Below are 25,799 nucleotides of genomic sequence, written 5' to 3' on the forward strand. Positions count from 1 at the left end.
ACTTCAATGAGCTGTCCAATCAGCTTGGGATTCTCCAAGTGCGCCGTTTTCAGCAAACCAGAGAGGGCGGAGAAGCATTGCTGATCCTCTTTGGCAGGCACAACAAGCTGAATCAGGACTTTTCCCTTTGGTTTACTGGCAAGGATTCGCTGGATTTCCGTGAATACGTGGACGGTGTAGGTTTGGAACCGTTCTGCGATACTTTCCTGCTGTGATTGTGGTTGTAAGACCAGGCAACGCACTCCGTTCATTTCGGATTCGATACGCTGTTGGAATTCCTCTGCCCATTCACAAAGGATCACAAGATGCTCTGCAAAAGCAGGTGAACCAGCTTTTTGACTGATCTCCTGTTCGTTCCAGCACGGTTGGAGAAGAAGCGTTTCTGTCTTTGGAGTTGTTGAAGGGATTGGCGAAATCTGGACACTAGCCACTCCCGACTCTTTGAACACATTCTCAGGAACCCCATAGGACTCCTCAGCGAATGGATAGGTTGGAAGGCTGATACGACGCGGCTTTGCATCGTTGTACAGGACTTCCCACTCGATATCCAGACCCTTGCTCCACAGCTCGGCTGCTTTTTCTCCTTTGCCTTCTGCAAACAGCTTGGTAATCAGCTCACGATTCGTCCCATTCTTTTTCAATCGGGAGACTTCATGGCTTGCTTGTTTTACGTTTCCTCTAAAGCTACCCGCTATTTGTTCCTCTCCATGCAAAAAGTCACTCAGCTTTTGAATGAGTTCCGCTGTATTTTTGACAATAAAAATAGCCCTGCTCTCCATTGCTTCTCTTCCTACTTGGAGAGTATAGGCCAAATCTGCTAGATGGACTCGCTCCTGATTCCCTCTAAGAAAATCAACGAGCTGCTGGGCATACGCTTGAACACGATCATCGTTTTTGGCTGATAATGGCACGAAATAAACGCGATGGTTGTTATCATCACTCACGCTGACGCGCTTAGCTTCTGTCTCAACCTTCCATTGTTCAAAAATCGCATGAGCATTCGTCCCGCCAAGACCAAATGAACTTAACGCCGCTCTGTGGGGAACAGGCGCATCCTCCCACTTTTTGAGCGTGTCAACGACATAAAACGGCGATTGATCCAAATTGATATTCGGATTCGGCTTTTCATAGTTTAACGACGGAGGAATTTCATTATGGTATAAGCTCAGCGCTACTTTAATGCAGCCTGCTAACCCTGCGGCTGTATCGAGATGGCCAATATTGGTTTTCACCGAGCCAAGTCCGCAGTACTGTTTATTGGATGTGTATTGGGTATACACTTCATTGAGCGCCGCGAATTCTATCGGATCGCCTAAATAAGTGCCCGTCCCATGCGCTTCGATATAGCTAATCGTTTCAGGATGAACCTTGGTGTCATCTAATACTTGCTGAATCACCTCAGCCTGACCTTTTATACTTGGCGCATAAAAGCCGACTTTATCTGCCCCGTCATTGTTAATGCGAATTCCTCTCATGAGGGCATATATGTGATCGCCGTCCTTGATCGCATCGGAAGCTTTTTTGAGAACAACCACGCCGACTCCTTCTCCACCAATCATGCCGTCTGCCGACGCGTCGAACGTCTTGCAGTGACCATCACTGGAAAAGTTCAATCCAGCTTGATAGACATACCCTGTATAAGTCGTAGGGAAAATAGTTGCGCCGCCTACCAAAGCCACTTTTGATTCTCCCGATTGCAGGCTGCGATAAGCCAGATGCAAGCCAACCAATGAGGAGGAACAATTGGAATGGACGGCAAAGCTCGGCCCCTTTAGCCCCATTTTATGAGAAATCATCGTGGGAATCGTTCCACCTTGCGCCAAAACCCACGAGACATATTCATTGGGGTCTTTCATGACATTCGGTGATTCCTTGGTGAAATGCGGCAAGAGCGCTTGATAATAACTGTTGCTCGCCGACATAAATACACCCGTCTGCGGTACCTGCTTCGGTGTATACCCTGCATCCTCCAACGCTTTCCATGAATGGGTCAATAACAGTCGAAACTGCGGGTCCATAAATTCTGCGTCTCTGGCTGATAGGTGAAAAAATCCTGGATCGAAGTGATCCTTTCCTTCTATGGTGGACTGTACCGGGATAAAGTTCGGGTTCTGTAAGTATTCATCAGGCAGATGTAATTGATCGATCTCCTCATCAGAAAAGAAACGCACACTTTCTACGCCGTTTCGTAAATTCTCCCAAAACTCCCTATGATTTTTCGCTCCCGGGAAGTGGCAGGAGATTCCAATAATCGCGATGCTATCCTCATAGTATTCAGGATAAGTCTCCTCCACTTGCGCTACGCTATGCGCCGTTTCCTGATTCGGATTGACAAAATTCGTTTGCTCATCTAATTCCTTCTCTTTCTTTGCTGCGATATATTCGCTAATCTCTCGAATATTGACGTACTTAAACAGAGTGGTCACATTTAGATCGCACTGAAACTCTTCTGTCATTTTGGCGACAACCATGGTAGCGAGAATCGAGTCTCCGCCCACATCGAAAAAGCCATCTTCTGTACTGATCCCCTCAACATTCAGGACATCCTGCCAAATTTTCAAAGTCCTTTGTTCAATATCAGATTGCGGGAGACTCTGCTTCTTCGCCTGTGTGACTACCAGCTTTTGACTCAGCAGCTCTGTGCGATCCACTTTTCCATTAGCAGTTAACGGGATTTTATCCATGGAAACAAAAAATGCCGGAAGCATATACTCTGGCAAATTCGTTCTCAAATACTCCCGTAATTTTGAGGGCTCAAGCTGTTCATGGTTGACACCTGCTTTCGGAACATAATAAGCAACCAACCGTTTGTGATCGCCCTCTTCTTTCACCAACACGACAACGCTTTGGATCTGTGGATGAGCCATTAATTGGCTCTCGATCTCACCCAATTCAATTCGAAAGCCTCTAATTTTTACTTGATGATCGATTCGGCCTAAATACTCAATCGTTCCATCAGGGAGCCAACGTGTTAAATCACCTGTTTTGTACAACTTGGCTCCCGGTGTAAACGGGTTATCTACAAACTTCTCTGCGGTCAGCTCTGGGCGATTCAAATACCCGCGAGCCAAACCTTTTCCTGCAATACAAAGCTCTCCTGATACACCGACCGGCACGGGATTCATATGGCGATCTACGATGTAGAGTTGCGTATTTGCGACAGGTCTACCAATCGGTGTATTGCTGCTGACCAGTTCATTTTCAGAGCAGGAGAACCATGCCGCATAAATAGAGGCTTCCGTTGGTCCGTAAATATTTTCGATCTTCGCCTTTTGAAAAGTGGCAACCGTCCTTTTCACCAGCTCTTTTGGAAAGGCTTCGCCTGCAACCATCACATATTTTAGCGGACAATGCTGCAGGAATGGCTGATTCGCTGCAACACCGTTGACGAAGACATTCAGCATCGCTGGAACAAAATTGACATGAGTCACCCGATGCTTCACGATCGATTCCGCTAACATCTCTGGAGACTTCTCCCCATGTGGCGGGAGAATGACCAGATGCCCTCTACCGATGAACCAACCAAACAGTTCGGACAACGAAACATCAAACACATAGTTGGTTTTCAGCAGATAAACATCGTTCTCCATAACCGGATAACGGGATTCAAGGAAAAAGAGGGTGTTGATGATACTTTCATGACTCACCATGACCCCTTTGGGTTTCCCTGTGCTTCCAGATGTATAAATCACATAAGCAAGATTGGTTGGGTTTACTACCCGGTTAAGCGTTTTTTGTCGCTGGGCTGTCTGCTCAACTTCTTCCCAATCTCTGTCTAACACGATGCATTTCGTATTTTCTCCTGCGGCTGAAGATAACTGTTCCAGAAGGCGAGCCTGGGTAAGCAACAAAATGCTCTTGCTATCTTCCAGCATGTATGCCAACCGCTCTGTGGAATAAGTTGGGTCCAATGGAACATAAGCTGCGCCAGCTTTCAGAATGCCTAAAATGCCGATGACCATTTCCAAAGAACGTTCGACACAAATTCCCACTGTTGCTTCAGGACCTGCGCCCTCGGCCTGCAAATAGATCGCCAGCTTGGTTACCCGCTCATCCAGTTCACGGTAGGTCAATGACTGGTTCTCATAAACAACAGCCACGGCATTTGGCGTTTGCTGAACTCGCTTCTCGAACAAATCATGGATGCATAAAGCCTGTGGGAATGCCGCGTCAGTCTCATTCCACTCAACGAGCAGCATGTTTCGTTCTTCAGTAGAGATAAGTGATATCTCATCCAAAGCGATGTCAGGATTTTTGATGACTTCGTTTGCGATATTCTGATAATGGTCTGCCATCCGTTGAATCATTGCTTGATCAAATACATGCGGATTGTATTTCAGATTCAACACAAACTCAGCTTCCTGCTCAAACACCTCTAACTCAAATTCATACTCCCCCTCTTGATGAACACCCTCAATCAATTCGATGGCAAGCTTGTTTTGACATTTATCATAAAATCGCTGCAGGTTTTGCGATTGCAGAAAATTTTGGTACGTAAAGATGATATCGAAAACGGGTGAACTTCCATGAAGTCGAGGAATATTTGCCTCGCGAACCATCGCTGGAAAAGGATAGACAGCGTGATCCATCCCGTCAATCAGCGTAAGCTGCAATTCCCGAATGAACTGGGAGAAAGACTTATCCCCCGTTACCTGACTGCGAATGGGGATCATATTGACAAAATAACCGATCAAAGAATCGAATTTCTCTTCTGGACGTCCCATCGTCGGCATGCCGACAATCACATCTGTTTGACCTGTATAGCGATACAATAAGGCTTTAAAAATCCCTAACAAGAGAACAGATGGGTTCATGCGGTAATGCTTGGAGAGCTGCTTCACCTGCTGACTCCATTCTCGTGAAAATACATGCGTAAAAACCTGCCCCTCAAAGCTTGGTGCAGAAGAACGCGGGCGATCGGCAGGGAGCTCCAGCTGCGGAAGTGTCCCTGACAATTGCTCCAGCCAGTAAGCACGATGTTCCCCACCCTCCTCGCTTGCCATCATGTCCTGTTCCCATTTTACGAAGTCAGCGTAGACGGTTGAATTTTGTGTTACTTTCGACTGTTTTCCTTCAACCAGCTCGATATAGGCTTGGACCAAATCTTGTAGGAATAGCAAGGAGGAATGTCCGTCAAAGATTATATGATGGACTGTAATCAGGACATAATGCTCTTCTTCCGAACGCGACAATAGATGAATGCGGAGTAAAGAACCCTTTTCCAAAGAAAAGGGTTCTTTTACTTTTTGCCTGAGATAAGGCAATACTTCCTGAGACGTTAAGCTGGAGATGTCCTCCTGCTCAATGGCTAGCGATTGCTCCGGTCGTTGAAGCAGATACGGAACACCATGCTTTTCCATAATCGAACTCTGTAAAATCGGATGCTGTTTACTTACAAGGTGGCAAGCCTGTTTCAATAAGGCTACGTCCCATTTCTGGCGGATGCAAAAGCATAACGGAACATTATAAGCACTCATTGTAGGAGACATTTTTTGCAACATCCACAATCCTTGCTGCCCGACGGACAGAGGACTTGTAAACGATGGGGTTTCCAGCTCCAGAAGCTTCTCTTGCACTTCCGCAGCAGACAGCTTACCTTCTTTGTAAGCCATGAGGATTTCCCGTCGCATCATATCATCCCTCCTTTGTCGATTAACTGTTCGATCTCTTCCAAGCTTAGCAGGCCATCTTTGAATTTTTGCAGCAGCATATCGACTGCGAGATTCTCCGTCCGTTCACCGCTATCCTGAGACAATGTTTCGAAATCTGTAGTGGAAGCAATCTCTTTATGACTCCACTCTTTTATTTTTATCGCAAGTAGATGAGCCAAGGACTTCATCGTCGGATTCTCCAGCACTTCCCGCCCTCTGATCTTGATGTTCCAGCGCTGCTCTAAATGACGAATCAGCTTGGTAACCATGATCGAATCCATGCCATAGTCCAAGAAATATTTGTTTGGCTTGATTTGCCCTTCCGAAAGGTGTAATTCCCGCGAGAGAAATTGTGCCATATCCCGCTGGATGTTTTCCTCCGTTGGGCTGTCCGGGTTGATATCAATCGCTAACGTCGCTTTTTCCATAGGCTGATTGATCGTTTCAGTTCCGAGCTGCTGCTCACCCTCGGAAGTGGATAGCCAATAGCGTTCTCTGGCAAAAGGATAGGTAGGCAGAGATAGCATGCGACGCTCTTGAGGATGCAAGGATTCCCAAGGAATTTTACCTCCCTGCGTCCAATGAAGGGCAAGCTTGTCCAGGTTATTTTCTGCTAAAAGAACCTGCAACACCGTATCTCCTACCTTGCCTGAAAGAAGATTTCTCACTCCTGCAAGGTCTTCTTCGAGATCCCCTGTATAGATAGGAATCGATGCAGTTGGCTCGCTGCCTTGTTCGACCGCTTCCAAATACGCCTGTAATCCATGAATCAGTTCATCTTGATCCTGAACCACCATAGCCAGTCTGCATTCCATGGCTTCTCGTTTCACTTGGAGCGTATAGGCAAAGTCCGCCAAGGAAAACACTTGCTGCTGGGCAAAAGCAAGCATCTGCTTGGCAACAGCACGCAATCGGTCAGCATTTTTTGCCGAGAAAACCACGATCTGAGGTGAGGCGGCAGATGAAATGGATTTCATCTCTGTCTGTGGTGGAATATATTCTTCGAGAATCAAATGAGCATTTGACCCTCCTGCTCCAAACGAACTGATTGTCGCCCTGCGCGGAACCTCTCGTTCTTCCCCATTGATTCTTACTACGGGTCGCTCCCACTTTTGTCGATCTTTTTGCAGATAAAAAGGCGTTTCTGCAAAATGGACATGCGGGTTCAACTGCTCCGCTTTTATAGAGGGAACCAACTCCTGATGCTGTAGCTGCAAAATCACCTTGGTCAGCTGGGAAATCCCAGAAGCTGCCTCGGCATGACCGATATTTGATTTCACCGACCCAATCGCACAAAACTGGACATCGTCCGTCTGCTTTGAAAAAGCATTCGTTAACGCCTTCAGCTCAATCGGATCTCCCAGGAGCGAGCCATTTGCGGCGGCTTCCACATAACTGATCGTGCGTGGGTCGATACCTGCTCTAGCAAAATTTTCTTCGATCAATTGGGCTTGTGCGTTGGGATTAGGCACGGAAAACCCATTGGTACGTCCGCCATGATTAGTAGCGACTGATTTGATGACGGCTAAGATGGAATCTCCATCTTCTATCGCTTTGGCTAACGGCTTCAATAGTACAGCGCCTACGCCTTCTGCTGGCAAATATCCGTCTCCATCGCCAAAGCTTCTGCTGTCCGCGTGGCTTCCGATCATTTGTGCCTGACTTAAGCCCAGGTATTTCTTGGGATGGATCGATACATTCACGCCACCCGCGATTGCGAGCGAGCTTTCTCCCTTCATCAAGCTCTCGCAGGCATGATAAATGGCAATGGCAGATGAAGAACACGCTGTATCAATCGCCATGCTTGGACCTTGCAGATTAAAGAAGTAAGAGACCCGGTTGGCAATCGAATGATAGGAAGACAGAGAAATGATCGAACCCTTTTCCATATCCGTATCAAATGCGTGATAGGGCTGATACATTGCACCTACATAGACGCCTACTCGATTCTCATATTGACGTTGTAATACTTCTCGTGTGTGTCCTGCCTCTTCGAGCAGATTCCACACGGTTTCTAGGAAAAGACGTTCTTGAGGGTCCATCACTTCCGCTTCCCGTGGAGAAATATGGAAGAACAGCGGATCAAATTGATCGACACCGTCAATGAAGCCGCCCCATTTGCTGTATGCTTTTCCTGGGCTGTTTTTATCTCCGTCAAAATACAAGCTGTGGTCCCAGCGTTCCTGCGGAATTTCTGTAATGCAATCCTTGCCTTCCCGCAAATTGTTCCAGAACTCCTGTATATGGGAAGCCTTCGGATAGCGACCCGAAACACCAATAATGGCAATGTCGCGTTCAGATGTTGTTTGTTTATTTGCCTGCTCATGCGTAACAAACCGTGAGAAACGACGGCGATGGTCTGTTATGGAGTCAGCTGCAGGCAGTACATGAGAAACATTTTCTACTGCACCTGTCTCTGCGGTTTTCCCAGCCCCCATGATTCCAATAATTTTGTCCCGGTGATGGGCAAAAAGATAGTCTGTCAAATCCTCTATGTTTTGGTATTCATAGAGTAATGTTTTCGACAGCGATCCGAATGCTTTTTCCAATTGGTTGGTCAATTGCATCGCCATAACCGAATCGATTCCGTATTTCTCCAATGAAGCATCCTCATCGATTTTATATGCGGGGAGCTTGATTACAGCAGAAATTTCCTTTTTCAAATACTCCCTTACTTTTGCCCGAAGCACATCTTGTTGCCCAATGGAAACAGGCTGTTCTTTCTCCGTTTTTGCGGAGGTGCTTGCACTCTTTGCTCGTTGGAACTGTCGGATGAACCGATCAGTGTAGGCATCCATCAAGTGTTGCGAGATAGCAAAAAGCGTCGGGTACTCAACCAATACAGAGGGAGTCAGTTCAAGCTCATAGGCTTGATTCAGCTTGTTTGTAAATTCGGTTAGCTTTATCTGGTCAAAGCCGTATTCATTGAGCTCAGCGTGGATTTCTATATCCTCTTTCTCAACCTTGAGCAAATCAGCGACCATTTTCAGCAACGACGCTTGGACCTCGCTTTGCAAGCTGTCCGAATGAGCTGTTGAGATCACGGAGGTTTCCGTTGCTCCCATCAGCCTTTGCTTCATCCGTACACGGTCACCTTCCATGACCATCAACTGATCTTGTCCAGAAGCTAACCCCCGATACAAGCAGTCGATACCCGAAGCCGTCCGCATAGCCACCATGCCCAGGTCGTCCCACAATCTCTTTTCTGTCTCTGCGTCTACCTGCATTCCGCCCTCTTTCCACAGAGGCCAATTGATGGAGAGGGTCTGACCCTGCCGTTCTCCTTGCTGGATCTGTTCGTTGCGGTAAGCGGAGAAGTTATCCATAAAGGCGTTGGCCGTCGCGTAATCTGCTTGGCCCATATTGCCCAAGCTTCCAGCCGCTGAAGAAAAGAGCACAAAGAAATCCAGATTCAGTCCCTTTGTCGCTTCGTCTAAATGAAGGAGTCCCGCAACCTTTGGCGCGAGAACGGCTTGTACCTCTTCTTTCGTTTTCTTCAGGATAAAGCTGTCTCGAGTCACACCCGCCCCGTGAATGATCCCGTGAAGATCGCCAAACTCTGTTTGAATGCTTTGGATCAAATCCTCTACGGCCTGTTTCTGCGATACATCCACTTGGCGATATTCGATTCTTGCCCCGTTGTCCCCCAGCTTGCGCAGCTTTGCTTGCTTCTGTGCAGTCAGCGCAGAGCGTCCCGTCAAAATCAAGGTGATGCCACGGGCTTGCTCCGCCATTTCTTCGGCAAAAATAAGTCCCAAGCCACCTGCTCCGCCCGTGATCAAATATATCCCGTTGTCTTTCCACGGCATGCTTGCTTTATGCTGTGCGGCCGCAGCTTCACTCCATCCCGCAATAAATCTTTTCTCTAACTGATAGCGAATCTGGCAATCTGCAGGGCAAAGGCTGTTTGCTTTCAGCTTCTCCGCCAATCCCGCTGAATCTTCTGTCGAATCGATTTCGATCAATTGTCCGATTACTTTTGGGTTTTCGATCTGTGCCGTTTTCAAAAGACCAGCTAATCCAGCGAACAACCGTTGTTCCGATCGGAGAGGAACCACAATCTGTATCAGCACCTTCCCCTTTGGTTTTGCTTGAAGAAGGGCTTTTATTTCTTCAAACGCTTGAACTGCATACGCTTGGAATCTTTCCGCTATGCCTTGCTGATCGGATTTCAGCACGAGGACTCTTGCACTGTTTATCTGAGATGAAAGGCTTTCTCCAGAAATCTTCCCAGGTTCGCAAAGCATCACCACATGCTGTTCATATTCAGGAGCATTGGCTTCCTTAGGAATGGCTTTTTCGATCCAAGCAGGCTGCAACATCAGCGTACTTGTGATTTTGCCTGCTTCACCTGTACCTTTGCTTTTTGCACCTCCGGCAGCTTTTTCACCTTCGAGCATCCTTGTTGTGAATCCCTTCATACTTACACAAACCTTGCCTTGCTCATCACATAAATCAATGTCGAGCTTCTGTACTTTTTGCGTAACTGCATTGCCGTCACTGTAGCGAACCAACGCCCATACAGCGGTTGTAGAAGCACTGTAAATGTTCAATTGCTCCAAGGCAAAAGGCAGGGATGGCTGAAGGTCGGAAGTGCCCATCATGAAACCAAGCGATGCCTGTAATGCGGCGTCCATTATACTCGGATGGAGGACAAATTTTCCTGCTGTATCCGTAACAGAAGAAGGCAAGGCCAGCTTCGCCAGCACTTGTTCTTTCCCGACAAACAGCTCCTCAATCCCCTGGTGTGATGGACCGTATGCCAGTCCTATCCCTTGAAATGTTTCGTAGCATTGGCTAAAGCTGTAACTACTCTCTGTGCACTGTGCTTGAATGGCAGAAAGGTCGAGCGCTGGCGCCTCCATAGCTGATCGTAGTACTGCTCTTCCCTGGCTATGTACTACTAGATTCTCCTCGGCTTCTCTTGGCTGGCTGTAGATTTCAAAAGCGATTTCACCATTCTCTTCCGGGTATAGTCCCGTGTGTACTTGGATCGGCGCATCTTCCACTATTACTGGTTTCGCCCACACGATATTTTTCAATTGAATCGCCGACTGGTTATCAGATCGGACACCTGTTGCCAAATCCACAGCCACTCGTGCCATCTCCAGATAAGCTACCCCTGGCAATACCTTTTGCCCCTTCACGACATGATCTCTAAGGAAAAACTCCTGCCCTGTAAACGTCGAGCTGTGCCGTTGTTCCGAAAGTGTAGATGTATTTTCATGCAGCATGGGATGAAGGGTACCCAGTGCTCCTGCCCCGATATAACCAATGGCTTGTGACTTCACCTTTGGCAGCCAATAGCGCTCTCTTGCAAAAGGATAAGCAGGTAGGCTGATTCGACGAGGCTTCGTATCCCCGTAGAGCTTGTTCCAGTCAAAAATCAGTCCCTGTACCCACATCTGCAAAATCTTTGCATATTTCCCTTTAGTGATCCATGTATCGATTGCCTGTTGTAAATCCTCATCTGCGGCAAAAACATCCATCGTTTCTTTATTCCGCTTTACCTGACCCATGAACAGGTCTTGTCTGTCATCCTCGTCTTCCAAATAAAACGTTAGCTTCGCTTCAAGCTCGGAGATCGACTTGACGATCACAGCGAGCCGCTCTTCCATCGCTTCACGTCCTACTTGGAGCGTGTAGGCAATCTCTGCTAGATCGTCGTCCGTCAGCATTTGCTCCCGAATAGCAGACAACAACCGTTGCACCTGCTCCCGAAGACGGTCTTTATTTTTCGCTGACAATACGATGACTGCTGGATTTTTTGCCGAGATGCTGAATGGTTGGCGTTGTTCCTCTTCCCTGTATTCTTCGATTACGAGATGAGCATTTGCTCCTCCCGCGCCAAAAGAGGATATCCCCGCAATCCTTGGATATTCTCTCGTTACCCCGTTGATTTCAATCACGGGACGCTTCCATTCCGCCAGCTCTTGCTGCACCACAAATGGAGTCTTGCTGAAATCAATGTTTGGGTTAAGTGTGCTGGAATGGAGGGATGGGACTAGCTTCTTGTATTTCATTTGCAGCAATATCTTGGTCAACCCTGCTATCCCTGCCGCACTCTCACCATGCCCGATATTTGACTTGGCCGAACCAATCGCGCAGAACTGATTCTCCTTTGTGTATTCCTGAAAAGTCTTCGTCAATCCGGCAATTTCAATGGGGTCTCCCAATGAAGTCCCAGTACCGTGTGCCTCTATATAGCTGACTGTTCTCGGATGAATGCCTGCTTCTTCAAAAGCTCGGCGAATCACCCTTGATTGAGAATGAGGATTGGGAACCGTATAGCCGTTTGTTTTTCCACCATGATTAATGGCGCTTCCTTTTATCACGCCATAGATGTGGTCTCCATCAGCGATTGCTCTTGCCAGTGGTTTGAGCAATACGGCTCCGACTCCTTCGCCTGGTACATATCCGTCGCCACCTTCTCCAAAGCTTTCGCATCGTCCTTTGCTGGAGGCGAACTTGCCCTGCGACAAATACAAATATTTGTTTGGATGAATAGAAACATTCACACCACCTGCGATCGCAACCTCACATTCGCCGCGCTGTAAACTGTGACACGCTAAATGAATCCCCGTCAACGAAGACGAGCACATCGTATCGACCGCCATGCTCGGACCGTGGAAATTGCAAAAATAGGAGACGCGGTTCGCGATGGAAGCCGGACTTCCCGCAATCGTAAGCGCTCTGCCCAACGCCTGTTCAGCGGACGCATAGAGCTGGTATTCCTCGTACATAACGCCTACGTAAACACCTACATTCCCCCCCAAGACTTCGAGCTTGCCCAGCGTTTCGCGCGTATACCCTGCATCCTCTATCGTTTCATAGACACACTGTAAAAATAACCGCTCCTGTGGGTCCATCAGCTCTGCTTCCCGTGGGGAAATATGGAAGAACAGCGGATCAAACTGATCGACACCATCTATGAAGCCGCCCCATTTGGAATACGATTTACCGATCTTGTCCTTCGTCTCATCAAAGTAGAGACTGTGATCCCAACGGTCTTTTGGGATTTCGGTAATACAATCCTTGCCGTCGCGCAGATTTTTCCAAAAATCATGTATATTCGACGCTTGCGGATAGCGTCCAGAAACACCAATAATGGCAATGTCCAACGCTCCATTTTGTCGTTGGGTTTCCATACGAAGGGACGCAAACCGTTGAGACTTGCGCTTTTTGTTCCTACGCCCTGGCTGCTGTACTGTCCTCTCATCCGCAATCGTTGCTTCTGGCTCTTGCGCGAGCGTGAGAGGGGCTTCCGCATTTTCCCCCATCCCCAGTGTGCGCATCAGGCTTTCACGATAGTTTTCAAGGAAGTACCCTGTTAACTCTTTTATCGTTTGGTATTCAAAAAATAGCGTTTTGGGTAACGAACCAAATTGCTTTTCCAACTCCTTGGTCATCTGCATAGCCACAATGGAGTCGACACCGTATTTTTCCAACGAGGCGTCTGCTTCCATTTTAGCAACTGGCAATTTGATGACGGAGGAAAGCAGCTTTTTAAAATAATGGGTTGCCTGTTCCATCAGTGAGGTGGAATCTACGGCCTTCTCCTCTGCAAAAGAAACGGAAGCTTTTGGCGCTTCTCCTTCTGATTTAACAGATTCATTTGCGATCTTGCGCGTAGAAAAGCCCTTCATCCGCACCCGGACATTCCCGTTCTCGTCGCACAAGTCGATATCAAACTTCTCCACTTTATCTCCAGCTTTACTGCCCTCCCTGTAGCGAATGAGTGCCCACATGGAAGCGGAGCAAGCACCGACGATCTCCAATTCCTCAAGAGCAAAGGGAAGTATGAGCGAAAAATCACTGGTTGCCATCATCAAGCCAAGCGACGCCTGTAGAGCTGCGTCGATCAAACTCGGATGCAGACCAAATTGTCCTTGAGTTTTCGCAACGGAAGAAGGCAGAGACAGCTTCGCCAACACCTGCCCCTGACCGATCAAAATTTGCTCGATCCCACGATGTGCAAGCCCATAGTCGACTCCCATCTTTTTGAAAACCTCATAGCATTGTTCCGCGCTGAGTATGTTTAGGTTGCACTGTTCCCGCAGTGCGTTGAGATCGAATGGAGGAATATCTGGAACGGGGCACAACACGGCACTCCCTTGACTGTGTACAGTCTCTACCGTTTGATTTTGATCTTCCTTGCTCTCACTGTAAATTTCAAAAACAATTTCACCATTCGCCTCAGGATAGAGTTCGATATGAGCCTGAACAGGCTCTGAACCAACAGCCAAAGGTTGCGTCCAGACCACATTTTTAAAACGAAGTCCTTCCTGTTTTTGCTCCGAATCAAGACCTCCCGCCGCCACCTGTATGGCTGCTCGTGCCATCTCCAGATAAGCCGCACTTGGCAAGATACGTTGACCCTTGATGACATGGTCACTCAGGAAAAACTCCTGTCCCGTAAACGTGGAACTAAACCGCTGCTCCATGAAATCCGATGTATTCTGGTGCAAGAAAGGATGAATCGCCCCCACCCCTGCGCTGCTGTTACCAGGAGACTTGGCTTCGATCCAATAAGGTTCCTTGGCAAAAGGATACGTCGGCAAACTGATACGTCTCGGTTGCTCTTCCTGATAAAGCTTGTTCCAATCGATCGATAAGCCCTTCACCCACAGGTCGAGAAGCTTGCTGTATTTACCGCGTTCCATCCATCTCGCAATCGTTTCTTCCAATTCATCATCGGACGTCAAAATATCCAGCATTTCCTGATTTCGGTTTATCTGACCACGGTACAAATCACCAATATGCTCTTGCCCATCTACATAGGCTGTTAGTTTTTGTTGCAACTCCTTCACAGAACCTGCGATGACAGCAATACGCTCTTCCATAGCTACACGTCCTACCTGAAGCGTGTACGCCATGTCGGCTAAGTCCGCATCGGTTAATCCGTGTTTCTGGATAAAAGCTAACAACTGCTGTGCTTTTTCATACAGCCTTTCCGCATTCTTTGCTGACAAAACAAAAATAGCCGGGTTCTGGAGTGTGATTTTCAAGCTGGATCGCTGTTGCTCTTCCGGAATATATTCTTCAATAATCACATGGGCATTGCTTCCTCCTGCACCAAACGAGGAAATCCCTGCAATTCGCGGGTATTCATTGGTTGTGCCATTAATCTCAACAATCGGTCGTTTCCATTCCGCCAACTCTTGCTGAACCACAAACGGAGTCTTGCTGAAATCAATATTCGGATTGAGCGTGCTGGAATGCAAGGATGGCACTAATTGGCCGTGCTTTAGCTGCAACAATATTTTCGTTACGCCAGCAATCCCTGCCGCACTCTCACAATGTCCGATATTCGATTTCGCCGATCCCAATGCGCAGAACTGCTTGTCCTGGGTGTCTTTTTCAAAGGCGCGAGTAAGTCCAGCAACCTCGATCGGGTCACCCAGCTCCGTTCCTGTTCCGTGTGCTTCCAGATAACTGACCGTTCTTGCATGTACCTTGGCACGTTGCAAGGCATCTGCCACTAACTGCGCCTGCGCCTGCGGATTCGGGACGGTATAGCCATTCGTTTTCCCACCGGCATTCATCATGCTTCCTTTGATGACTCCGTAAATATGGTCGCCATCGGCAATCGCCTTATCCAAAGGCTTCAAGACGATTGCGCCCACACCCTCTCCATCCACAAAGCCGTCCGCCTGATCGCCGAAGGACTTGCATTGATTCGAAGGAGAGAGCATCGTCAAGGCTGACAATTTCATATAGTGGACAGGATCGACAATGAGATTGACTCCCCCTGCGATTGCACACTCGCTTGTTCCGCTATACAAGCTTTCCAAGGCGAAATGAATCGCTGTAAGAGAAGCGGAGCAAGCGGTATCGACCGCCACACTTGGACCTTGGAAGTTTAATAGATAAGAGAGACGATTCGCGATCGACCAATAAGTGGCTCCCGTCGGATAATTGCCATTCATCACGCCGACAAAAACGCCTACTTTTCTGCTTTCACACAGAGTTGCAGGCGTATATCCAGCGTCTTCAATACTCGCATAGGCTTCTTGTAAAAATAACCGTTCTTGCGGGTCCATCTCCTCGGCTTCTTTGGGAGAGATTTGAAAAAATAAGGGATCGAATTTATCCATATCCTCGATAAATCCGCCCCATTTTGTATACATCGAATCCTGTTTGCCTTTTTCTTCGTCAAAATAGCTCTTCCAATCCCAGCGATCCTTAGGGATTTCTGAAATGCAGTTTTTCCCCTCTTTTAAACGATTCCAGAATTCATCCACATTTTTCGCCTGGGGATAACGCCCGGAAAGTCCGATGATCGCCACATCCCGCACTACAGATGAATGCGTAATGGATTCCTTGCTCGCTTGTTCGTGAACGGATAAAAAGCGTCTCGTTTTTCTCACAGGAAGATTGGTGTACGCAGTTGAAGCAGAGTCGGTCATACCCTCATTCTCTAGCTCGTTCGGGTACGCTTCGTCAATTGCTTCTTGTGCTTCTACTCCTGTTACCTTGAGCAACGCTTCCTTTTGCGTCTCTATGAGATACTCTACCAAGGCATCAATCGTCTGATACTCGAAAAATATCGTACTGCTCATATTCGCAAAATCTTTACGAAGCGAATTGGTCAATTGCACAACCAGAATCGAATCAATTCCATATTGCTCTAATGGTGCCGATGATTTAATCTGTTGGGTCGGAATTCTGAGCGTTTCGCTAATTAACTTTTTGATATAAGCCGTGCTTTTTTCGCGAAGCCATTCCTCCGTGACTCCACCTGACTTTTTCGCTGGTGTTGTGCGTACTGGCACTTGTTTTTTGAGTGGCTTCGCCTTCAAATTTGAGGCTTGCTTTTTTGCAGGCGAATACGCAACTGTTCCCGCCGACTGCCTCGGTTGGCTACTGCGACGAATCACCCCATCGCTTTCTGCCACAATAATCTGCTGGCATAAATCCAGATGCTCTTCTGCTGGCAAGAAAACAGATCGATACCCTGCCTTTTTCAACACCTTTTGCCATGTTTCCACTGTTAACAGAGGGCAGCCGGGAATACGCCATTCTGGATCATCATAGCGCCACCAGCCATCCAGCAAACCAAACGTCAAGTGAGCAAACAAGGTATTGCTCGTTAACTCATTCAGAATCAGCAAGCCATTTTTCTGTAACGTTGTTTTGGCGTGTAGCAAGGTTTGACCAATATTTTTCGTCGCATGCAATACGTTTGTGGCAATCACCAGATCATAGGAGTCCGCAGCGATCCCCTGTTCCTCAACAGGCTTTTCCACGTTAAAAATCCGATATGTGAGATATGGATTTTCGGCTCCATATTCTTTTTCGGCGTGAAGTAAAAAGGCTTGCGAAAGATCGGTATAACAATATTCCTCGATATGTTTCTGAAAGGGTTTTAGCCTTGGCAGTACGATCGCACTGGTTCCACCTGTACCTGCCCCGATTTCCAAAATTCGAATCCGGGCGGAAGCATCTTGCTCCAAACGCTGCTTCACATAGGTAACAATCGTATTGGCGAGCACTTCGTTAAAGTAGTCCGCCACTTCATTGTGTTTATAGATCCCTTCCACCAGTTCCATCGAGGAATTCGGGAACATGATCTCTGTAGCTGGAATCTTTCCTAACAAAATCTCTGGCAGTACGCGCATGGTCGCCTCTACGAGAATCACCTGAGCTTTACTATTCGGATCGTTGAGCCATGCTGTTTTTTCTTGTTCCCATTTTTTCCATGCTGAATCGAGATGAATAGGGGTGGTATCGTTTGCGAGGAGTGACTCTCCATCGTACGCAAGATACTTATGTTGCACGAGAACGGCTATACTTTCTTCCAGCCATTTGCCGTACCTGTCATGCAATTTGGCTTTGCATTCTGCTATTGTCTGGTTTTTTACCGTGAACAGCCCGATTGACTGTAATTGACCATAGAGTAGTTCACTGAGAAGCTTATCCATTGTATTCATTTATAAGCCTCCATTTCAGATTGTCTGCGTTGAGACGAAAACTCCAGTTTGGGCATATCATTCTTTACACGTTCGATGTGGGATACCAGTTTTTCTGGATAGATGTAAATGGATTTATCCGGATTTATCGTAAGCATGGCCTGTGATTTCGTGATTTTCACCAACGCGACTTGATTCATCGGTCCAGCAAGCAGGCTTTCCAAAGCCGTCATTGCTTCACGAGGTTCAATAGAGCCTAGTCCTGCCTGTGCCATCCTCTCCTGATAATCTTTGGTGGCAACAATGCCTACGTTCGCCCAGTATCCCCAATTCATCACCTTCACTGCACTGAGGCTATGCAACGAAAGCTGGTGCGCGAATATATCTTTAAACGTACAACCTGACGCATAATTGCTTTGTCCAGGCGACTTGGTAAATGAATTGATCGATGAGAAGAACATCACAAAATCCAACGGCTCCCGATCAAATACTTGAGCAATCCGCACGCTAACATCTACCTTGGCCGAAAGTCCGGCACGGAAGCGCTCTTCGTCCATATTCGCGAGACTTTTATCTAGCAGGACAATTGCGGAGTGAATGACTCCGTTCACTTGTTTGTATCGCTTTTTGATCTCTTCATAAGCAAAATACAAGGACTTGCGATTCGTGGCGTCCGCCGCAATATAGACAGGAGCAGGTCCGAGCTTGGCAAGTCGATCCACTTTGGCTTGGATCTCTGCATTCTTTTCTCGGCGTCCTATCCAGATGATTTGCGCTTGATACGTGCTGATCATGTATTCGCTCCAGACTTCTCCAATACCGCCAGCACCTCCAATCACAACATAGACACCACCCTGCCTGTAAGAGGCCTGTTCCCATTGCGGTTGACGTAGTGGAATCAATTCCTGACGATACCATTTCCCTCCGCGATAAACCGTTGCATTCCCCTCGGCATCTGGCGGAAGTGTGAAAACCTCCTCCATTGGCCAAGCACGATCCGCTTCCAGATCAACAAGTCGAATACGCCAGTTGGTGTATTCTTTTGCCATCGAACCGACTAATCCGTAAAGACTGGCATGAATAGGGTTGACCACATCGTTTTGATGAATCGGTTGCGTCTGGAAGGTTACGAGACTCCATCCTAGCTCCTTGGTATCGTAGCCCAGCTTGAGCAGCGCTTTCAGCAAGCGAAACACATGAAATACACCGCGCTCCTGCTCGATGATCAGGGCCTCTTCTGCCAGGTACTCCAAATCAATCCATGGAGCAATCCAGATGATATGATCAATCGAACCAACCTGCTCCAGCTTTATCGCTAATTCATCTATACTTTCCGCGGGCGTAATCTCCATAACAGCTGCCTGAGGATAGCGTTGTTGAACAAGGCTTCGGTTCTCGTCATCCGCACAAACAATCAGAATACGATCAGTTGCAAGTGGCGTTTCCGAACCACGGTTCACTACAACCTCTTCCCAAACAGGGCTGAGCAGCATAGTTCCAATCAGCGATTCGCTGGAGGTTTCAACCGGCACCTTTATTGCTGTAGGATCGGTTTGGATCTCTCTTTCCAGTACCCGGGATGTGAATCCCTTCATCCGTACACAAATCGCTCCACTGTCGTCACATAGGTCTATATCATATTTTTCTACCTTATCCCCTGCTTGGCTGCCGTCACTGTAGCGCACGTATGCCCACATCTCGGTTGTGCACGGGCTGATGATTTCAATCTCCTCCAGGGCAAAAGGCATCACTGGCTTGCGTTTTGCCATACTGTCGGACGACATCACGTGGCGGGAAGAGAGCGTCAACTCTACAGACGCCTGCAAAGCTGAATCCATCAAACTTGGATGCAAAACAAACTGCTCCTCTGACCCGGTGACCGATAACGGTAAAACCAGCTTTGCCAAGACTTGTCCACGCCCGACATATACCTTGTCTATTCCTTTATGTCCGCGTCCATAATCAATTTGAATCGCTCTGAAGAACTCATAGAATTCCTCGGATGAAATCACCTGCTCGCCGCACTGCTCTTGCAAAACGGGCAAGTCAAGCATGGGCAACTCCGAGCGCGGAGCAAGCACAGCATTTCCTTGACTGTGTACCACGATCTCGGCATCACTGCCCTCTGCTTCGCTATAAATTTGGTAGGATACCTCACCGTCTTCTTCGAGTACGAGTCCCGTATGTACCCGAACAGGCTGATCGCCTACAACGATTGGACGAGCCCATACGACATTGTGTAGGTTAATCGCCGTGTCCCCATGGATGTTTTCTCCTATTGCGTGCTCCATCGCGCTTCTTGCCATCTCCAGATAGGCAACTCCCGGCAACACCCGCTGCCCTTTGACTACGTGATCTGCCAAGAAAAACTCTTCTCCCGTGAAGGTGGAGCTAAACCGTTGCTCGGAGAAAGTAGAAGTGTTCTGATGTAGCATGGGATGGATCACGGACGCTGTGATGATAGTTGCCGCTCCCCTTGCATTTGCTTTTGCTTCACTCTCCAGTACCCAATGCCGTTCCTTGGCAAAAGGATACGTAGGAAGTGGAATACGAGAATACTGATCGTTCGCAAACAGCTTGTCATAGTCTAATCTATATCCCTGCACAAACAATTCCGCGATCACAGATAGCTGCTCCAAATATTCGCTCGCCTGACTCGCCACATGCAGATTCTCGATGCTTTGATTTCCATAACGTTTCAAGGCGGTTTGTTCACGATGATCTTTTTCATTTAATTCGGAAACAAAAACCTGAGATGCTCTTCCTGTTTCCAACCACTTTTTCAAAAGCTGGACAAGCTCGGCTGTATTTTGAGCAATGCAAGCAAAGCGGTGATGGAAATGCTTTCTTCCTACTAGCAGCGTATAGCTGATATTTCCACAATCCGTCTCCGGTGCTTTTTCACAAAAGGAAAGCAATTGGACAACCTGCTGGCGTAGCTGCTCAAAAGTGCGCGCCGACAGCACAAGCAAATAGCCAGGCCTTTTCGCGTGAATCCGCTCTATTTGAGGGGCCTCTTCGATTACCATATGCGCATTTGTACCGCTGGCTCCAAAGGAACTGATCGCCGCACAACGTTTGACTTGCGGCTCCACCGACCATTCCTTCAGGCTTGTATTGACATAAAACGGGCTGCCATCAAACGTAATGTTTGCGTTCCCTGTTTCAAAATGCAGGGATGGTGCGATTTGTTTGTGTTTCAATGACAAAAGGATTTTGATGACCCCTGCAACACCTGCTGCGATCTGTGTATGACCAATATTCGTCTTGATCGATCCAATCGCACAAAATTCTTCTTTATCCGTATAGGCCCGAAAAGCGCGAGTGAGCGCTTGATACTCAATCGGATCTCCCAGCTTGGTTCCTGTTCCATGAGCCTCGACCATCGTAATTTGCTCAGGATTGATGTCAAATGTATCGTAGACTTTGCGTTCCAAGCGCTCCTGAGATTTCGCACTCGGCGCAGTAATCCCATTCGTCGTCCCATCCTGATTGATACCCGAGCCTCGAATGACACCGTAAATATGGTCACCGCAAGCCATCGCTTCCGACAGACGTTTCAGTACAACGACACCAGCGCCTTCCCCCGTTGCAAAACCATCAGCCCGCTCATCAAACGTATGGCAGCGTCCCGTCGGTGACAGCATACCTGCCCGCTTGGCAGACAAATAGAATCCTGGCGTTGATTGAATGAAGACACCACCTGCCAATGCCATGTCGACCTCACCTGTCCGCAAGGCTTGACACGCCATATGAATCGCCACCAACGAGCTGGAGCAAGCGGTATCAATCGTGACGGCAGGTCCCTGCAAGTCCAGGTGATAAGCAACCCGAGCTGGCACAATGGACTCCATATTACCCCAGAAGGCTTGGGCAGGAGGGTTCTCTCCCACGAGACGGTCGTAATCACCTTTGGCGCATCCTGCGTAGACGCCGCATTGGACTCCTTGCACCCCTTGACCCGCATAGCCAGCATCCTCCAACGCTTTCCAGGATTCCTCCAAAAAGAAGCGTTGCTGCGGGTCCATATAGTCAGCTTCCAGACCGGATATGTTGAAAAACAGCGGATCAAACAAATCAATATTTTCAACAAGTCCGCCGTATTGATAGCCTTCCGCGTCGTCCAGGCCGTACGCCGATAAATCCCAGCGTCTCACTTTCGTAAGTAAATCCGATCCGTTCACCAAGTGCTCCCATAAGTCGTCAGCGTTGCCAGCGGAGGCAAACGTACCGCTCATCCCAATAATGGCAATGGGTTCAGTGAGGTACGAAGCTTTTTCTGACATGCTCCCTGTTTCCGCTGAAAGCATTGGAGCTGCTTGAATGAATGGCTCGGTCTGAATAGCAGAGACGGACTCTTCCCTCTGCTCGGATAGACTGATCTTCTGCCCTAACGCTCGAGCAATGACCTCATTGTACTCTGACAAAATATAACCTGTAAGTTGATTTACCGTACTGTAATCAAAAAGAATCGTCGTCTCAATTTCAATCACCAACGCTTGATTGATCTCTTGCACCAATCGAACGCCAAGAATCGAATCCAATCCATAATCTCTGAAAGGCTCGTCCACATCGATCGAATCGACCTCGACTTCCAATGCGGTAACCAGCTTTTCAATAATCATATCCTTCACATAATCCGTCACCGTCTGCTCGGTCACCACAGACTCGCTTGGAATGTATTGCGGCGCTGGCTGCGAAGAGACTTTTCCTTCTGGTTTTGCCTGCTGTTCAGTCTCGCGCGCGATAGGCGAAACAGTCGCTCCGACACGAACACCAGGGTGAAGGACGCCATCGCTTTTTCCAATGACGATCTGTTGTCCCAGATCATGCGCTTCCCGAGCTGGAAAAGAGATCGTGTGAAATCCTTCCTTTTCCAGTACTTTTTGCCAACATGCCGGGGTTAAGGCAGGAGAACCAGGAATACGTACATCTGTATCTTCAGACAGCCACCATCCCTCCAAAAGACCAAAGGTCAGATGAAGGAACAAGGAATTACTGCTAATCTCATTTAAAAGAACCAATCCGTTTTCTCGTAAAACCGCTTTGGTATGGCGCAAGGTTCTGTGAATATCTTTGGTGGCATGCAACACATTCGCCGCAATCACCAGATCGTAATAGCCCTCTCGTACTCCTTGCTCCGCAAAAGGCGCCTCCACATTAAAAATTTGATAGGTCAGATACGGAACATGCGGTCCATATTCCTTTTGTGCGAACATCAAAAATGCTTTGGAGATGTCCGTATAGCAATATTCTTCGATAAACTCCTGATAAGGCTTCAGCTTTTCAAAAACAAAGGTGCTCGTTCCACCCGTCCCCGCACCAATCTCTAGGATGCGAATTTTTGCAGAGGGTTCTTTTTTCACCCGTTCTTCCACATAGGTTGCGACTGTTTCCGCGAGCACTTCATTGTAGTGATCTGCCACAGGGTTATTTTTATAAATATGTTGAACCAATTCCATTGACGAACCCGGAAACATGACATCTGTAGCAAGTCGCTTGCCTGTAACAATGTGCGGGAGAGATTTCATCGTAGCTTCCAGCAATCTTATCCGCACTTCCAGATTGGCATCTTCTCGCCATGCCACCTTACGTCGATCCCATTCTTCCCATACTGCGTCTACCTCGATCAAAGTCGGATCGACCACCAGGCATTGCTCTCCATCATAGCCATCGAGATAGCCGTGACGAGTTAACATCGCTATACTTTCTTCCATCCATTTTTCATAACGCGGAGGGAAGCCTGTTTTTGCCTTGAGGTCGGCGACATTCACACTCTTGGCAGTAAACCACCCGATCGACTGCATTTGCGCCCATAACAGCTTGGCGAGAAGCTTGTCCATCTCCTTCCACAATTCGGGATGGGTATTGGGCAAGCGATCCGGTCGCTCTGTTTTGGGCAGCCAATAGCGTTCCCCTCTAAAAGGATAGGCGGGCAAAGGCACTCGGGTGTATTTGCCGTTGTTATAGAAGGAACTCCAATCCAGTTTGTATCCTTTTACAAATAAATCGGCAAGCGTGGACAGCATTTCTTTCCTTGACTGGTTGGTTAGCGAACGGTTCTCTGCTACTTCAGCCATTAACTTTTCTCCGAACTCTTTCAAGCTCGCATCTAGCCGCACAGAATCCGCTTCATCCTGGACAAAATAATCAGCAGCTGTTCCCGTTTCTTTTACTTCCGTGATTTTTTGCCGTAATTCCTCTGCGTCCTTGGCAATAAACATGCAACGGTGCGAAAAATGACTTCTTCCTGTGAATAAGGTATAGGAAATATCTTGTTCGTGAAAACGTCCCGCTTCTTTTGCTAACCACCGGGACATTTCATCCAGTTTTTGCGTGAGAGCTGACTCGCTCTTCGCTGAAAACGGGAACAAGTAATAAGCTCCTGCTTGCTGATTGCTTGATTGCGGCTGTACCGTCGGCGCTTCTTCCAGAATCAGATGACAATTGGTTCCGTTCGATCCTAGAGCGCTCACACCTGCTCTTCGCGGAGTGGCATCACTGGTATTCCATTCCATGAGCTCGGTATTGATGAAAAAGGGACTTCCGCTCAATTTGATATGTTTATTGACTTCTTTGACGCTGATCGTCGGAGCGATCTTTTTATATTTCATCGCCATGACGACTTTAAACAGACTCGCCAGTCCCGATGTCATCGTGGCATGACCGATGTTGGGCTTATGTGACCCAATCGCGCAAAACTGTGCTTTATCCGTAAAAGAACGAAATGCTTCAATTAACGCCTTCACTTCAATAGGGTCACCCAGCTGCGTTCCAGTCCCATGCGTTTCGATATAACTGATCGTCTCCGGATCAACCCCTGCCTTTTCATAGGCATCCACAATCAATTCTTTTTGGGCAAGCATGCTGGGTGCGGTAATCCCGTTTGACTTTCCTGTCTGATTCACCGTTGAGCCTTTGATGATTGCATAAATATGGTCGCCATCTTCCACTGCTTTCGCAACTGGTTTCAGTACGACCGCTCCAACGCCTTCTCCAAACACCATGCCATTTGCAGCATTATCAAAGGTGTTGCATGTTCCATCCGGTGAGACCACCCCCATTTGGGAGGACATCACAAAAAATTCAGGGGAGCTGTGAATCGCCACGCCGCCTGCAAGAGCCATTTCGGTTTCTCCCCTGCGAAGACTGTCGCAAGCCAAATGAATGGCTACCAAAGCAGAGGAACAAGCTGTATCAACAGCAAGACTGGGGCCTTTGAGATTGAAAAAATAGGAGAGTCTTGCCCCTAGCATCGACATTTCATTGCCTAGCATCGTTTGTGAAGAGACACCTTCGGCCAACATGGATTTTTCTTTGTAGTCTGATTGGCGTCCCCCGACAAATACACCTAATTTTCTCCCCGATAACTGTTCAACCGAGTATCCGCTATCTTCAAAAGCTTTATAGGACTCTTGCAGGAACAACCGTTGTTGAGGGTCCATACTTTTTGCTTCATCAGGGGTAATATTGAAAAAGGATGCATCAAATTGATCAATGTCCTTGAGAAGACCGCCGTAATATTGATCTGCTTCCCAGCCACTGCGTGTTATTTCCTCGATACAACTGTCCCCGGACGCAAGATGCTCCCAAAACTCTTCAACCGAATCCGAGCCAGCAAATCTGCCAGCTATACCGATGATCGCGATATCGGAGTGACGAATTTCGTTTGCGAAAACAGTAGGCAGGATTTGGCTCTCGTCTGCTGCCATCTCGGTTGCAAATTGCAGAGAGATATATTCCGCCAGCTCACCCACCTCTGTATAATCAAAAATAGCTTCTACGCCAAGATTGATCCCCAAGTCAGCATTGATTGCTTCTATTAATTCGACCGCTAATACAGAATGGATGCCGAGCTCGATGAAGCTTTTATCGAAATTCAAGGCTTCCACAGGTGTATCCAATAGGTGAGCAATGATTTTACCTATCTTGCTCGCAATCGTTGATGAACCGTTATCGGACTGGGTACGACTTGCTGGCTGATATTTTTCGAAAATATGCGCGGCTAGCAGCTTGGTATTCTCATGATCAAAAACGACCTCAATCCCCAAGTCAATGCCTAGCTTCCTATTCATCATCTCTACCATTTCTACTGACAATACCGAGCTGATACCCAATTCCACAAAACTTTTATCGAAATCCAAGGGATTCGTCGTATCTTTTAACAAGTCGGTCATTACTTCTTTCACTATGGTTTCCACATCATGTAATGAATGAAAAAGTACCTTCATACTCG

The 25,799-nt window shown here is 47.7% G+C and carries 3 protein-coding genes (1 of these 3 cut by a window edge); all 3 read right to left on the bottom strand.

What is annotated here, in order from left to right:
• Tightly spaced (each overlapping or abutting the next), the 3 genes in view from FO446_RS19310 to FO446_RS19320 form a layout consistent with a single transcriptional unit that may run on beyond the window.
• On the bottom strand, window positions 1-5,633 hold the start of the coding sequence (locus FO446_RS19310) for a non-ribosomal peptide synthetase (protein WP_237898825.1). Its footprint begins 15,868 nt before the window's first position; 5,633 of the gene's 21,501 nt are visible here — the first part of the coding sequence; it begins with the start codon at window positions 5,631-5,633; the stop codon falls past the left edge of the window.
• A complete protein-coding gene (locus FO446_RS19315) occupies window positions 5,630-17,584 on the bottom strand; it encodes an SDR family NAD(P)-dependent oxidoreductase (RefSeq protein ID WP_237898833.1) in 11,955 nt (3,984 codons plus the stop codon). Before FO446_RS19315 ends, FO446_RS19310 begins: the two co-directional genes overlap by 4 nt.
• Entirely contained in the window at window positions 17,581-25,794 is an 8,214-nt protein-coding gene (locus FO446_RS19320) for an SDR family NAD(P)-dependent oxidoreductase (RefSeq protein ID WP_237898838.1), read from the bottom strand. The genes FO446_RS19315 and FO446_RS19320 overlap by 4 nt, the downstream gene beginning before the upstream one ends.
• Window positions 25,795-25,799 lie beyond the last annotated feature (5 nt).

This window comes from Brevibacillus brevis, from assembly GCF_022026395.1.
Lineage (GTDB): Bacteria > Bacillota > Bacilli > Brevibacillales > Brevibacillaceae > Brevibacillus.

Bases quoted from the DNA above. Each gene is read 5' to 3' on its own strand.
- FO446_RS19320 (WP_237898838.1), bottom strand. From the start codon at position 25,794: ATGAAGGTACTTTTTCATTCATTACATGATGTGGAAACCATAGTGAAA.
- FO446_RS19315 (WP_237898833.1), bottom strand. From the start codon at position 17,584: ATGAATACAATGGATAAGCTTCTCAGTGAACTACTCTATGGTCAATTA.